Here is a 13,580-nt window from a genome sequence, read left to right as displayed (position 1 = left end):
TTAATCAATTAAAAATTGTAAGAAATAGTAAAACTGAATGTACGGCCTACATGGCGGGTAAATGTTTCCCGGTCGCCAACCCGCCTTTTCGTTTCCGGGTCAACATAACCTTCTTCAAATTTCTCCGAGAAACCGAACTTATAAGCATACTTGTCGTTCCATTCCAGGTTTACCTTACCTTCGGTATCGGGTTTTAGTTCATACGTTGTAGGATCATTGATAAAATAACGGAAAGGCGCATCCAGCAGGTTGCTTATATTCAACTTAGTTTCTATTTTCCCCTTCAAAAATTTATAGCTTATTTGCCCATCCATTTGCGAACGCGGCCTTTCATATTCAACATAAGCAGGCTCTATACCGGTAATAAATGTTTTATAACCTGCATGGTTATAGGTAAGGTTTAAACCCAGTTTTTTACCGGAGTAGCGTATACCCGCATTATATAATAACGGAACCTGCCCATACAATGCCCGCGGATATTTCAGGTATTTATAATACATGGTATCGGCGCCGGCAGCAGTTGTTTCATACTGCACCTCCCGCGCCCTTACCTGCGATTTTTGAAGCGTAAGGTTACCGCTGATATACACATCCTTAAGGAAAGGAAGGCGCTCATACACAAAACCCAAACTTTTACGAAGTTCAAACTCCCAGCCCCTTACTTTTGCCCAGTCGGAATTGGAGATGGTGATATATCCTCTTCCATTGTTTTCATTATCTAACCTGTAGTATTCTGCCGGTTTATCAAAGTACTTGTAGAAGTAAGCTACCGACAACAGTTCTCCGGCACCGGGAAACAGCTCTATTTTGGCATCGTAATTATCAATAAGGGTACTGCTAACCCCGTTGCTTCTCACCACCGATCCGTAGTTGGGGTTGTAACGCGAAAATCTCGAATTTTCCATCAATCCCGGGCGAACGGCTGCCTTGGCATAAGAGGCACGCAGGTTAAGGTCTTTTAAAGGAGAGTAAGTGATATTTGCCGATGGCAAGAAATACCAATCCTTGTTTTCAGCAAAAAAGATCTTACTGTTCTTATCTCTCAACAAACTGGCGGAGTTGATAAGCGTATCCAGCTTAAAGTATTCGGCTCTTACACCCCATACCATTCTGAGGCCGGGCAGCAATTTGTGATCTAACATTACAAATGTGCCTGTATTTACACTTTTAGCCTCAAATTTATTTGAAGTATAGTCTTGCTTAAAGTAAAACAAACTGTTGCCGGTATTTTCCATGCTCATGTAATTACCCCATTCATGTATAGGGAGCAATTCGATAGGTACCGTAGAGTTTATACCCATTGCTATAGGAAGTACCTGCCAATCGTAAAAGGCATGCTTTTTTAAATAGTTAGCACCGGTTTTAACGGTATGACTGGTTTTACCCAGCTTAAAATCATAAGCGGCGCTAAACACTGCATCAAAGTTCTTTTCTTTATAAATATATTCGTCGCGGTGCAGCGGGCCGGCCCCCGGATCGCTTATGGTACCCGGTTGATAGAGGTACAATACTGTGTTACCAACTTCCCTCGCGCCCATAGAAGCTGTAATGGCATCCCGCTCTATCGCTTTCAGGGAGGTTCTGGCTAAGCCCCATTCAATTTTTATTGAATTAAACTGATGGGTGCCGCTTACTTTGTTCTGAAGCAGATCTGTAAACTTAGGCCTGTCATCTTCCAGTATGCCCCCATATTTGAAATCCATGTTGTCTTTCGCGTTTTCAAAAGTCCAGCCGGTATAGCGATTAAACCTGTTATCAAATATCCTTGTGTATAAATTATAGGTATTGATCTGGTGATTCTCTGTTTTGAAACCGCCGTTTAGCAGTAATCCCAAAGTGGTATTAAACCCATATATATTCCCGGTATTTACATCCGTAGGATCATCTCCACGTGCAGGCTCATGCGACCAATCGCCACGGCGCATATTGGAAACATAATCATTACTTTGCGTGTTCCGGTAACTTAATGAGCTCACAAAACCCAGCCTGCGCTCTTTAGTGCTGCTCAGCGCGTAAGTGCGGCCCAGGCTTAACTGGTAATTTTGCGAAGGCAGCGCGTCAAAGCGTCGTGCGCCTAAGCGTTCTGTTCCGCCAATACGTTTGTTTTGTTCGCCAACCTGGGCAGCCTTAATTGCATTTTGCTCATCACTCTTTGTTGGATCGAACTTGCCCACCAAATTCAGCAGACCATCCGGAAAATGGTTTCGTGTACCATCGTCAAACCCGAGGTAATCATATTTTCCACGACCGTAACTTAAAAAGTCTTTGCCGGTGGTGCGGCTGTTGAAAGATGTACCCGCGCTTATAGACAGGAAATTACTTTCGGGTACAGATTTGGTGGTGATTTGAACCAGTCCCCCGGCAAAACCATAAGGCATGTCCGCAGTGATAGATTTGGCCACTACTATATCTTCAACCAGGTTGGTAGGAATTAGGTTGAACTCAAAATCGCGCTCCTGCACATCTGTGCTTGGCAGTGTGCTACCATTTAGCAACGATACATTATAACGTTCGGCAATACCCCGTATAACTACCCTTCTGTTTTCAGTGGTAGATACACCGGTGATGCGTTTCAGGGTTTCGCCCACGTGCTTATCAGGTGTGGCGCTGATCTGATCGCCTGAGATACCGTCGGAAAGATTGGAGGTGTTTTTTTGCCGGGCATATAAACCTGCAACCGAAGCCTTTTTATAGCCGCTTGTAATTACCACCTCTTTCAACCCTTTAGTATCTATTTTCAGTGCTACATCCAACGGTGTATTTTTATCGTCGGTTACTACAACACCGGTAACCCGTTGGGTTTGGTACGATACAAAGCTAAACTCCAGCGTATAGGTACCCGGCGGCAGGTTCAGGATGTAGGTTCCGTCAACAGCAGCTACAGCTCCGCCACCTGTTTCTATTACACGCACAGATGCTCCGGGCAGTGCCTGGCCTTTATCATCAACTATCTTACCCGAAATTCGTCCGGGTTTCGGCGGAACGGGTTTTACTTCGATCACTATAAATTCGTTAACAAGTTTATAGCCTAAGCGGGTGCCCGATAATATTTTTTTCAGCGCGTCACTTACCGAAATTTGCGAAGTGTTGAGGGTTACTCTCTTACTTTCTTGTTCCAATAACTGGTTAAACAGCGTGAACTTGATGGCGCTGTTCTTTTGCAATTGAAGCAGGCTTTCCTTTACCGTAGCACGATTAAGGTTGAGGGATACTTTAACCTCATTGATATTTTGGCCCTTAACTGCCGATGCCAAAAGTAAACCGGCAAAAGTAAGCTGGATAAGGAGGGCGATAAATGAACATTTCATCAGGAAATACCAGTTATAGCCCGGTTTGCGTTCCTGCTGGTTTTTATGTGGCAGTGATGATACATACTGATCATGACAAGGGTTTAATATAATTCTGTCAGCAAAATAAGGTTCTGCTGATTTTTGCATAAATTTGAACATTGACGTTTTTTGTCTGTAAGGGCATAATTCTGTTAATACCGCCGGGTAAAACCCGCGGGAGGATCGCTTTTAAGCCTGCGTCGTCGAAAACTATTGGCTTAAAGGAATGATCTGATCAGATCTGCTCCCGGCTTCCGGGAGTAGATTTCTTTATTTTAGGGTAAAATTATTTATGCATATTTTTCTCCTGTAGTGTTTACTTAGGGGATATGATGATTTGATGTTTATTAACACGGTACTTTAAACCCGTGGCTCCCATAATGGCATCAAGCGCCAGCGTTACAGGGGCCTTACCATTAACATTTATATTTAAGCTGTAGGCTTTCAGCTTGTCGCCTTTGATGATAATTTTTGTATTGTACCACCTTTCCAGTTCACGGGCTATTTCGTCAAGGCGGGCATCGTTGAAGGCTAAACTTCCGTCTGCCCAGCCTATTATATCAGCTACAGCCACGGTAGTGATCACCGCTTTATTTGCCGCGTTTAAGCTTACTTCTTTGCCAGGGGTAAGTACAGCGAGTGATCTTAACGAATCGTTATGGTCTTTATAACCAACACTTACCTTGCCGGTAGCAACGGCCACCGTGAGGCGCTGATGTTTAAAGGCTTCTATTTTAAATGAGGTGCCCAACACCTGGGTTTGCACCCTGCCGGTATGTACTATAAAAGGATGTTTAACATCATGCTTTACTTCAAAAAAAGCCTCTCCTTCTAAAAATATTTCACGGGTATTGCCATTCAATAATTCGGGATAACGCAACCGACTGTCGGCACCGAGGTAAACAACCGAACTATCCTGTAAGGTAATCCTCGTACGTTGCCCGCGTGGGTTATATTTTTCTAACAAAGCGATCTGCCCCGAAGTTTCTTTGGGTAGCCATTCAAGCAGCAACCATGCCCCCAGGCCGGTTACCAGTAATAATATGGCGGCATATTTTAACCACGCGTAGCTGCGCAAAACAGGAATGGGTTGTTGTTCTGTCGTCCGGTTGTTAAGTTGTTCATACCACCGGTCTGCATCTTCAGTTGGAGTGGTCTTATCAATTTCGAAATTATTCCAGTCTTCTAAAAGCATCTCTTCCAATGCTTGCTTTCCTTCGGGATGCTGAATATAATTCAACACAAAAGCCAGTTCTTCAGGCGAACATTGCTGATCGATGTATTTTTTTAATAAGATCTTTATTTCTGTTTCCTGCATGCCTGTTCTCTTACTATCTAATACGTAAGCAGCAGCGCATGGTACTAATCAGAAAATAAATATTTTTTGAGTGGCGGGGTGTATTAAAAAAGGGTAACGGCGAGCAGCAGCGTGAAAGCCACATCTGTATGGTCTTTCATGGTTTCTCTTAATACGCCAAGTGTGGCATTGATGTGCTGTTTAACGGTACTTACCGATATATCCATCTCGGCAGCAATTTCTTTATGGCTCTTTCCTTCCTGCCTGCTAAGTTCGAAGGTGAGTTTACGTTTAGGGCTGAGGCCGCTGAGTGTTTCGAGGTATATATTGTTGAGGTCTTGCTGATGAAGGTGAATTTCGTGGCTCGGAACGCTCAAGTGTTCCAAACTCATGCCCTCAATGGTTAAAGTTTGGATGGCGTTCTTTCTTAAATGATCTATTATTCCGTTCATTACCGAGCGGAAAAGGTAAGCATTCAGGGTATTTTCGGCATCCAGGTTGTCTTTATGCTGCCATAAGCGCAACAACACATCCATAACCAGTTCTTCTGCCAGCTCCCTGTTATTTACACGCTTTAGGGTATACTGAAAAAGCTTTTGAAAATACCGATTAAACAATACATCGAAAGCACGTTTGCTGCCCTTTTGCCATTGCGCTAAAAGTTCCTGATCATTGTATTGTTGCAATGGCATACCGTGTATATGTAAACATACCAAAGGTAGCATGCCGGGGATATGGCTATATTAAAACTGTGTTAACTTATTGCACGCTTTGGTGATCTTGTATTGTTATGCCATATTTTGTGCGTGCCATATTTAGCCGCGTTTTTACGTCGAACCACAATTCCATCTATCTATCCATTACGCTGATTACCTAATTACTAAGTACATTTTTTTTACCGCCAAGAATTGTAGGTGGATAGCCAAAATGCTTTTTAAAGGCAAAGGAAAAATGCGAAAGATTTTCAAAGCCAGTTTCCAGATAGACCTCGATTGGTTTCCTTCCTTGTTTTTCCAACTGGTGATGGGCAAGTGTTAACCTTTTCTCGATAAGCCATTTCTGAGGCGTAGTATTGAAAGCCTTTTTGAAATCGCGTTTAAATGTGGTCAAGCTTCGCCCGGTCATAAGCCCGAATTTTTCAATGTTCATATTGAACATATAATTTTGTTCCATAAACTCTACTATGTTGATTTTTTCCAATTGGGAAAAATCGGCTAACACATTATCAATATTCGGATCAAGCGCCCGTAGAATCGTAATAGCCTCTTCAATCTTCACCGATATGATTTTTTCCGGTAGTTTGCTGTCCAAATCATAGTAGGGAATTAGCGAAGCAAAAAAGCTTTCCAACATCGGGTGCTTCTCATAAATTTTAACCTGATGGTTGTTAACCTCTGTAAATTGAGGTGGATTACCCGCATAAAACTCCTTTAGCCTATTTGGCCTGAAAAATATAACAATTGCTTTATAAGGTAATCCCTCCTTGGGGTTTTTGATCAGCGTAGATAGCTGGTTGCAGGGAAAAAGCAGTGTATCGCCTGCACCAAACAAGTAAGACCTGTCTGCCTGTACCACCTTCATTTCACCAGAAATGATTCTGGCAAAAGAATGATGCTCCATGGCAATCTCATCTTTGAAATATTTTTCCTCTATACATGACAACAGTATTTCAGCATACTCACTTTGTTCTTTTCCAGACATATCGATTAAAACATAAATCTACACAATAAAAGAGCGTTAAATGGCAAAAACTGTACCTGTCAACATTTCACTCAAAGCCCAAAGTTTTTTAGCTGATTCTTTTTCCAGTGCATAAGGCATTACCTTTCTCATCAGGCCAGTTTCTACTGTTTCTTCGATTAATAAATGGTCAAGCTCAGCAATATCATTGTCTTCACAATATACACCACCTATTCCGTTAAGTTTAGGGGTTGTTGCACACCAAACTGTTGTTGTGGCACCCTGAGAAAGAGACTTCAATCCTTTTGAAGGATCATTGATCACTTTTCCATTCTCATCAAAAATACCATAAGCTACCAAATCCTCATGCGGTACATTTCTACCTAATTCAGTTTCTGATATGATACCAGGGTGTAATGAATATGAACGAACGCCATGTTTTTGCCCCCTGTTATCCAATTCTAACGAAAAAAGAATACTGGCTGTTTTCGATTGCCCGTAAGCAGAGAAAGATTCAAATTCTCTATGAAGAAAGTTAGGATCATCAAATACAAAAGGAGAAAAGTGATGCCCCCATGATGAAACATTAATTACCCTTGCAGCGCCATCTTTAACCAATGCGCTCCAAAGTTTTGCAGTTAATTGAAAGTGTCCCAAATAATTGGTAGAAAGTTGCGATTCATACCCACGTTCATCACGTTGCAACGGAACCCACATGATACCCGCATTATTGATCAGTAAATGCAGGGGCCTACCGGAAATTAAAAATTTCTCCGTAAATGTATCAATGGAATTCGGATTCATTAGATCCATTGCCTCCACTTCTACGTTTGTAATCCCTTCTAAACTCCTTTTTGCTTTTTCTATATTTCTGGCAGGTACGATAACCGTTGCACCCGCGTAAACCAAGGCTTTAACCGTTTCAAGGCCAATACCTGCATAGCCGCCAGTTACAATTGCCGTTTTTCCTGTGAGATTGATACCTTTAATTACATCGTTTGTAGTAGAAGCTGCGTCAAAGCCCGAAACCAGGGGATGCTGTAATAACCCATTATAATTATTCTGTTCCATTATAATTTAGATTTTATGAACAAGTTCTAATTCATATCCATCAGGATCAAGCACCCATGCAGCATAATAACCAGGGTAGTATTCCGGAAAAACCCTCGGTGCATGCATCGGCTGAGCCCCCGCTTTCAAAGCTTCTTCATAAAATGAATTAATTTGCTCATGACTTTCTGCCACAAATCCAATATGTACGCCACTTGGATTTGGATTGCCTTCTTTAAGCCAAAAGAATATGGTTTGTCCATCGCCAAAACCTTTTAAATCCGGGTGACCATCCTGCCCCTTAAAATTCATAGACATAGAGATGCCAAGTGGCTCGAAAGCTTTTGTATAAAAAGCCACTGAACGCTCGAAACTGCTTACTGTTAATATAATATGATCAATCATAATTTTGATTTTTTGTATATCCAAAGGTATTCCGATTGCAAAGCCAAGGCTTTGTTTTAAAGGCTTATTTTACTTTGCTTAGAAGGCCAATATTGAGTGGATTTAATCAAAAAGACTCGATGTGCTATTTCTAATTCTTGTAATACTTGGGGCTTTAAGAATTATCAACGCGGCCTTTGCAGCGTCATAAGATAAAGTATAATAGCAAAAAGGTGATCTTTGCTGGATATAGCGATGTGAAAAATAAATCCTGAAGCGTTTTGCAACATGTAGGCCACTAAACCTCGACCAAATAAACGAAGGTTCTTCCTATTGCTGATCAGTCAAACATGCTGAAAATCAAAACCCTCTGAATTTTCGATTCAGAGGGTTTTGATACATAGTATCGCTTTCTGTCGGGATGGCAGGATGATTACCTAGCCATTTATATCTATGATATTCAGTATATTATATCAATTTAAACAGGAACGGGCACCGAATAGGGCACATATAATATGCTTTTATTTGGTGGCTTTGAAGCCTATTTAAACCTATAAGTGATAGTCAATGAACTATTTTTACAAATATAACAATGTTTTAAAGTTAAATTATCCAATCAGGATGAGTTTTTTTAGCCGTGTGCCATTGTGTGTAGCAGCGGGGCGGCTACCACGTCAAATCGTTGTTTGGCTTTCGGGTAGGAATCGAAAATGAATCGACCAAGGGGCCATACTGCTCGCAGATTCTGATATTGTTAGTTGCATACATACCGGGATGAGCTAATTAACTGTCTTTCTCAATGGCAGACATTTCCTAGTCATATGCGAGTTGTTCTTGACTATTTTTTTCTGACAAATGGTATTCATCCATAAATAATTGTATATATTAAACGTAAATATAATAAGCTATAAAAATGCCAAATTTAAAAGGATTGGGGTTACAGAACTTTTGAACTTTCAGTACGAAAGAAGAACTCAAATTCGCACCTATTACTTTGATAACAGGAACCAATAACGCAGGGAAAAGCACTGTTTTCAAAGCGATACAGTTCTTGGTACATAATTACGAAAATGGTATCGTTTCAGAATATTTAGATTTTAAGAGCATGAGGCATGAGCTTGGAGATCTTGAAAGAATTGTCAACCGTGGAATAATGGCGAAATTCAAAAATTCAGATATCCCAAAAAATCGCAGCGTGTACTCCCGGATCTCTGATTTTTATAATGACTCCAACGGCGACCAGATTAAGGTGCCAATTTTTGAAGATCCAGAAGATTTAATTTTTGGTTTTCCGGTAAGTATAGGAAGCGGCCGGGAGATCGCGGCGTCTTTTGAGATAAGGTATGATCTTAATCGTATCATCAGCAAGACCACACCCGTTGAAAAAAGGGTCTCGCACGATATCAAAAGTATTGCTATTGTAAAGGATGGTGAATATCTACACTGGTCGAATCTGATAGGCTATATGGAGAACTATGAGGACGGACCTGATTGGACTTTAAAAACAAGTATTGATCTAAAAAAGATCATCGAACTTCTTTCAACGGCATCCCTGGTAGAAAATAAAGAATATCGTGAACCGGATCAAGAACTCGAAGAATATCTTACTCTTGACCTTTTTGCCAGAATAAAAAAGGATGGGAAAGTCGATTTTGACCGACCATTTTTCGACAGCAAATCAGACGCTTACCAAGAATTCATTGAGTTACTAAGTGAAGGAAAATACTTGTTTTCAGATTACTCTAACCTTGAGGAAGCGCAAAAGAACAAGCTTTTGGCCATACAGGAGAGTGTCACGAACGAATTGCTAATCGGAAAAGATAATAGCCATAGCGACGCTACAGAGAGTTTTAAAAATAACTTCTGTAGCATATTTGGCGGAATGGACAGAGATATTATTCGTGCAGAATTACAGGAAGAATTGTCCGATAAAGAATTAAATGCTAACGGTGAATCAACCTTCAGAGAGCTTTTCAAAGATCCATTTCCGCGTTCAACTCCTAATAGCGAAATTTTCAAATTTTTATTAGAAGGCATTGAAAAAGATTTTTTCAGAGCTGTTGGAAAGACATTTGAAAGTTTAAAAAAAATCTATTTCTTACCAACTACCAGGGGTAGAAACAGGGAATGGTTCATCGATGAGCAGAATAGTGAGGACATTCAAATCGCCAGGGATTTTTCTGCCATCTATTTCAACCAGTATAAGCAAATTCAGAATTTTGTGAATTTCTGGGTAGGAAAAGGCGAAATTATTGAGGAAGGCCAGGAGAAACAAAAAGGATTTAAGATCGGAAAGGAACTGTCTGTGTTCAGAGATGAGACGATTGGTTTAACAAAAATCTTCCTTGTCAATTTCGACGGCTCGAAAACACCACTTGTTGATCTTGGGTATGGCGTATCACAATTGCTCCCAATCATTATGAAAATTGCAATTGTTGCTTATAAGCAGAAACGCATTAACGAGTATAATCACGATGAGCTGGATGGCTCTCACCAAACTGCAATATATTTTAGCCCTTCGACCCTACTAATAGAAGAACCTGAAGCCAATCTTCATCCGTCTTTACAATCGAAAATTGCGGAATTGTTCATTGACGCTGCCTCAAGATTCAACATCCAATTTCTTCTAGAAACGCACAGTGAATATCTTATCTACAAATTTCAGGAATATGTAGGTAAGAAAATAGTCTCCCCCAACGATATTAAAATGTATTATTTTAATCATCCCAGTGAGGTTGAAGTGGGTTTGAAAGATAGATATGTTAATGAAGTCAAGATAGATGATGATGGCAGCATCGAATATGACAAATATTTTGGTCAAGGTTTTTTTGATGAACAGAGTAATTTGAAACTTAGTTTATTAAATATACAGCGAGATCGTTTTATTGAAGATTATGAGTCAATAAAAGAACAACAAATTAAGTCGGGCGAAACCCTTAAAGAATATGATAATAAAATTGGCGAGCTTAATAACCAATTATTAATTGCAACTACAGGAAAAGAAGAATTGGAGAAGCGGCTTTTTGATACTAAAAAACAGAAAGAAGAAAAAGAATCCGAGCTTCAATTACTTATAAATGAACAATTACGTAAGATTGATGAATATACGGCGAAAGCGGACTACACCACCTATGAAAATGAAATTCGATCTATCATAGACCCAACTAAAATAGATCATTCAAAAACGCTTCGATACCTATCAACCGGGAAATTTCTTTTGAAGACCTTAGGAAGCTCAGCTGACTTCGCGCCTGTCGTCATTCAATATGGTCGGGCGGTTGAATTTCAGATGATCAAATGGATGAATGATTTCAAAAATTCCTTAAATTCAGCAGACAAAAGTACTTGGTCTACTACAGCAAATTATCGAGATAAATTAGTCAATACCATAAACAACCTCGGGATTCATATGCCCAACACTGACAACATTGGTGTCGGGAGTGGCAACCAAATCAAGATATGTATCTACCATTTGAGAACCTTTACGAACAATAGTGCTTCGACATATAAATTCGGGGAATTGACTCAAATCTTTGAACTATTATACTATATCTCTCCGTTTAGGAATGCGACCTATAGTTATAGTACCGTTCCTTTGATGGAAGCTTTTGCAAATTATCTTAGCGGCGTTTGGAGCAATTATAGTTCAGCTGAGATATTATTTGACACTTGTCGATACCTATTGGATTTAAGAAACTGTGCCGGACATACTTATACTGACGCTGTTTGTGCGAATGACATTATTGATCAAAGTACAGCCGAGGGTTACGTGGCTAAAGTTGAGGCTATTTTTAGTTGTTTATAGATGATATTGTTTGTTGCCATTTTCTACTTATAGTTTTTATTTAAATTTATTTTAAGTTCATTTAGACCGGTTTCAATAGACTATCGGGACATATTTTGTGTAATTGCATTAATTAATTTCTGCTATTATTAAATCGCAAACGAATTAATCCTTGTTTATTATCTTTGCAGCCATTTGTTACCCGCAAGATTGACGACTTAAATTTAGTTGTATAGGGTCTTTCAGAAAAAGATGTTTTTCTTTATTGTTTTCTTACTAATAACATCGAGGCATTTTTCAATATCTGTCTCATTTATCTTCTTAATTGGGGTTTTCCCATCATAATTTACCTGTATCGTATTACCGCCCTTATCTTCTGCGCGACTCACATGCATCGGCTGATGAATATCACGAACGAAATGTACCAGGAATTTCAATGCATCCGTTTTTTGTGCCTGGGTAATGTTCGGATCTTCAGGTCGGCTTCACATTTTAAAATGGCACCATACACATTATCCGGCCCTAGTCCTTTGAGCTTTGTTTCGAAATCACTTTTATTCAGCCCCAGTGGCAAATTGATAAAATGCCAGGAAGCCGTATTCGTATACTGCGGGTCATTACGCAGCTCATCCGCCCAACTCGCGATATCCGGCAAAGCCTGACTACCCAACAAACTATAAATCGCAGTTTTCGCCTGCGGCGTCAAATGATTCTCTGCGATACGCCCCCGTCACATTGTGTCCGGTACGTCCCCAGGATATTAGCAACAGGCTCATTAACCCAATAAGATAAACTCGTTTTTTCATAGCGGTATATCTCAAAGGTACCGCTTTAATTTTATTCATCGGGCTTCGTCGGGAATTTGTTGCGTTCGGTCAGTAGTAGCTATAAATATGAAACAGAAGATAAAAAAAGATAGATTTTACCGGAGCCGGGGAGCAAGGTCGGAGCGGTTACAAATCACCTGTGCTGCTTGTAGCCAGCCGCTGATTACTTACCAAAAGGATGGGACGGGTAATCTGCACCGCTTATATCTCGACCGCATAGAGAAAGCAGAGGAGTTTTTAAACATCCCGAGTTCTGATCGTATCCTCCAGGTAAAGGATTTGCCCAACCTGGTATGCACATGCAAAAAACTGATCGCGGTACCGATGCTTTACGCGAAGGAGAAACGGGTAGCCTTTCGCCTATTACACAGTCACTTTCACAAAACAAAAATAGCGTAATATGAAACCTGATTTAAAAAACAGCACCAAAACCTTGACCCGCATTGCCGGAACCCTTGGTATCAGCGTAGAAGCCTTATTGGAAAAATTAAGCTTCTTATCGCCCCAACACCGTCCACCGCAACAAGTTATCCACCTTACCGATAATGAGATGCTGCGTGAATTTACCGTAAAGTGTATCGGCATTGGAAATATCGTTAATCAATTTGGCGAGTTTATGCAATACGCATTTGAGGTAGATGACGAATGGTTAGAATACAGTGTGCTAGTGAAAGCTAAGGCTTATGACGAATGGCGTATGCCGGTTTTTACGCCGGATAAATTATTAACGCGTTTTGACAGCCACTGCGAAACCCAAATGCTATTTCATGACGAAACCTGTGATTGTATGCAGCAGCTATCTATGGCGATGCAAATGATCCAACAACAGGGAGAAGGGCTGATCGTGCATATCAAAAAGCATGAAGGGCGAGGTAAAGGCATCTCCTCAAAACTGGATCAGTTATCTATCTGCACCCAACTCGGTGTGGATACAGTAGCCGGGTCTCTGCTTCGTGCAGTTTACCTGGAGGATATAGATGTAGATTTGTTTCCAGCCATCACTATTTTAGATAAGCGCGATTTTTTAGGCTGTGTGGCCATCTTAAAATACTTTGGTATTAATAACGATATCCGCTTGTTATTACAAACCAATAACCCGTATAAGATGAAAGCGCTGAAAGAAAATGGTTACAACTGCGATTTCTTGGAGATCAGGCCGCAAGATGCACCAGACCTGAGTATCCGCAATGGTAACGCCAAACGCGAGCATCTTGGCCACAAACATTAAC

The 13,580-nt window shown here is 40.5% G+C and carries 9 protein-coding genes and 2 pseudogenes; 4 read left to right on the top strand and 7 right to left on the bottom strand.

Annotated features, from left to right (window positions below):
• Positions 1–8 precede the first annotated feature (8 nt).
• The 6 genes from AC07NA_RS00295 to AC07NA_RS00270 all read right to left on the bottom strand — a co-directional run bounded on the left by AC07NA_RS00295 (position 9) and on the right by AC07NA_RS00270 (position 7,761).
• Positions 9–3,437 (bottom strand): TonB-dependent receptor, encoded by a 3,429-nt coding sequence (locus tag AC07NA_RS00295; protein ID WP_494894651.1) that lies wholly within the window; start codon positions 3,435–3,437, stop codon positions 9–11.
• A gap of 208 nt (positions 3,438–3,645) precedes the next feature.
• Positions 3,646–4,647 carry a FecR family protein gene (locus tag AC07NA_RS00290; protein WP_494894649.1) on the bottom strand — a complete coding sequence of 334 codons (1,002 nt, stop codon included), beginning with the start codon at positions 4,645–4,647 and terminating at the stop codon, positions 3,646–3,648.
• Positions 4,648–4,730: 83 nt separating this feature from the next.
• Positions 4,731–5,318 (bottom strand): RNA polymerase sigma factor, encoded by a 588-nt coding sequence (locus tag AC07NA_RS00285; RefSeq protein WP_494894648.1) that lies wholly within the window; start codon positions 5,316–5,318, stop codon positions 4,731–4,733.
• A gap of 181 nt (positions 5,319–5,499) precedes the next feature.
• Positions 5,500–6,327, bottom strand: a complete 828-nt coding sequence (locus tag AC07NA_RS00280) for an AraC family transcriptional regulator (RefSeq protein WP_494894646.1) — start codon at positions 6,325–6,327, stop codon at positions 5,500–5,502.
• Between the two features lie 36 nt (positions 6,328–6,363).
• Positions 6,364–7,377: an SDR family NAD(P)-dependent oxidoreductase gene (locus AC07NA_RS00275; protein WP_494894644.1), complete on the bottom strand. Its 1,014-nt coding sequence runs from the start codon at positions 7,375–7,377 to the stop codon at positions 6,364–6,366.
• A 6-nt stretch (positions 7,378–7,383) separates the two neighbouring features.
• On the bottom strand, positions 7,384–7,761 hold the full coding sequence (locus tag AC07NA_RS00270) for a VOC family protein (protein WP_494894642.1): 378 nt from the start codon (positions 7,759–7,761) through the stop codon (positions 7,384–7,386).
• Between the two features lie 958 nt (positions 7,762–8,719).
• On the opposite strand from AC07NA_RS00270, the pseudogene AC07NA_RS00265 reads away from it, so the two are divergent.
• Together AC07NA_RS00265 and AC07NA_RS00260 are read left to right on the top strand one after the other, a co-directional pair.
• Positions 8,720–10,381 (top strand): annotated as a pseudogene (locus tag AC07NA_RS00265) (AAA family ATPase); the annotation flags it as partial.
• Positions 10,355–11,545, top strand: coding sequence for a DUF3696 domain-containing protein (locus AC07NA_RS00260; protein ID WP_494895992.1), 1,191 nt, complete (start codon positions 10,355–10,357; stop codon positions 11,543–11,545). The pseudogene AC07NA_RS00265 and the gene AC07NA_RS00260, both read left to right, overlap by 27 nt.
• A 221-nt stretch (positions 11,546–11,766) precedes the next feature.
• On the opposite strand, the pseudogene AC07NA_RS00255 reads toward AC07NA_RS00260, so the two are convergent.
• A pseudogene (locus AC07NA_RS00255) lies at positions 11,767–12,245 on the bottom strand (S1/P1 nuclease).
• Positions 12,246–12,417: 172 nt separating this feature from the next.
• Here AC07NA_RS00255 and AC07NA_RS00250 point away from each other — a divergent pair.
• On the top strand, positions 12,418–12,750 hold the full coding sequence (locus AC07NA_RS00250) for a hypothetical protein (protein WP_494894640.1): 333 nt from the start codon (positions 12,418–12,420) through the stop codon (positions 12,748–12,750).
• A 1-nt stretch (position 12,751) separates the two neighbouring features.
• A complete protein-coding gene (locus tag AC07NA_RS00245) occupies positions 12,752–13,579 on the top strand; it encodes a GTP cyclohydrolase II (protein WP_494894638.1) in 828 nt (275 codons plus the stop codon).
• The last annotated feature ends 1 nt before the right edge of the window (position 13,580 follow it).

The organism is Mucilaginibacter sp. GW821-FHT07G05 (assembly GCF_059418565.1).
The sequence above is the reverse complement of the archived record's forward strand: the minus strand, read 5'-3'. Positions and strand labels throughout refer to the sequence as shown.

What these genes read in the sequence shown, in the direction of transcription:
- AC07NA_RS00295 (WP_494894651.1), bottom strand. Translation starts at nt 3,437, where the DNA reads ATGCAAAAATCAGCAGAACCTTATTTTGCTGACAGAATTATATTAAAC.
- AC07NA_RS00290 (WP_494894649.1), bottom strand. Translation starts at nt 4,647, where the DNA reads ATGCAGGAAACAGAAATAAAGATCTTATTAAAAAAATACATCGATCAG.
- AC07NA_RS00285 (WP_494894648.1), bottom strand. Translation starts at nt 5,318, where the DNA reads ATGCCATTGCAACAATACAATGATCAGGAACTTTTAGCGCAATGGCAA.
- AC07NA_RS00280 (WP_494894646.1), bottom strand. Translation starts at nt 6,327, where the DNA reads ATGTCTGGAAAAGAACAAAGTGAGTATGCTGAAATACTGTTGTCATGT.
- AC07NA_RS00275 (WP_494894644.1), bottom strand. Translation starts at nt 7,377, where the DNA reads ATGGAACAGAATAATTATAATGGGTTATTACAGCATCCCCTGGTTTCG.
- AC07NA_RS00270 (WP_494894642.1), bottom strand. Translation starts at nt 7,761, where the DNA reads ATGATTGATCATATTATATTAACAGTAAGCAGTTTCGAGCGTTCAGTG.
- AC07NA_RS00250 (WP_494894640.1), top strand. Translation starts at nt 12,418, where the DNA reads ATGAAACAGAAGATAAAAAAAGATAGATTTTACCGGAGCCGGGGAGCA.
- AC07NA_RS00245 (WP_494894638.1), top strand. Translation starts at nt 12,752, where the DNA reads ATGAAACCTGATTTAAAAAACAGCACCAAAACCTTGACCCGCATTGCC.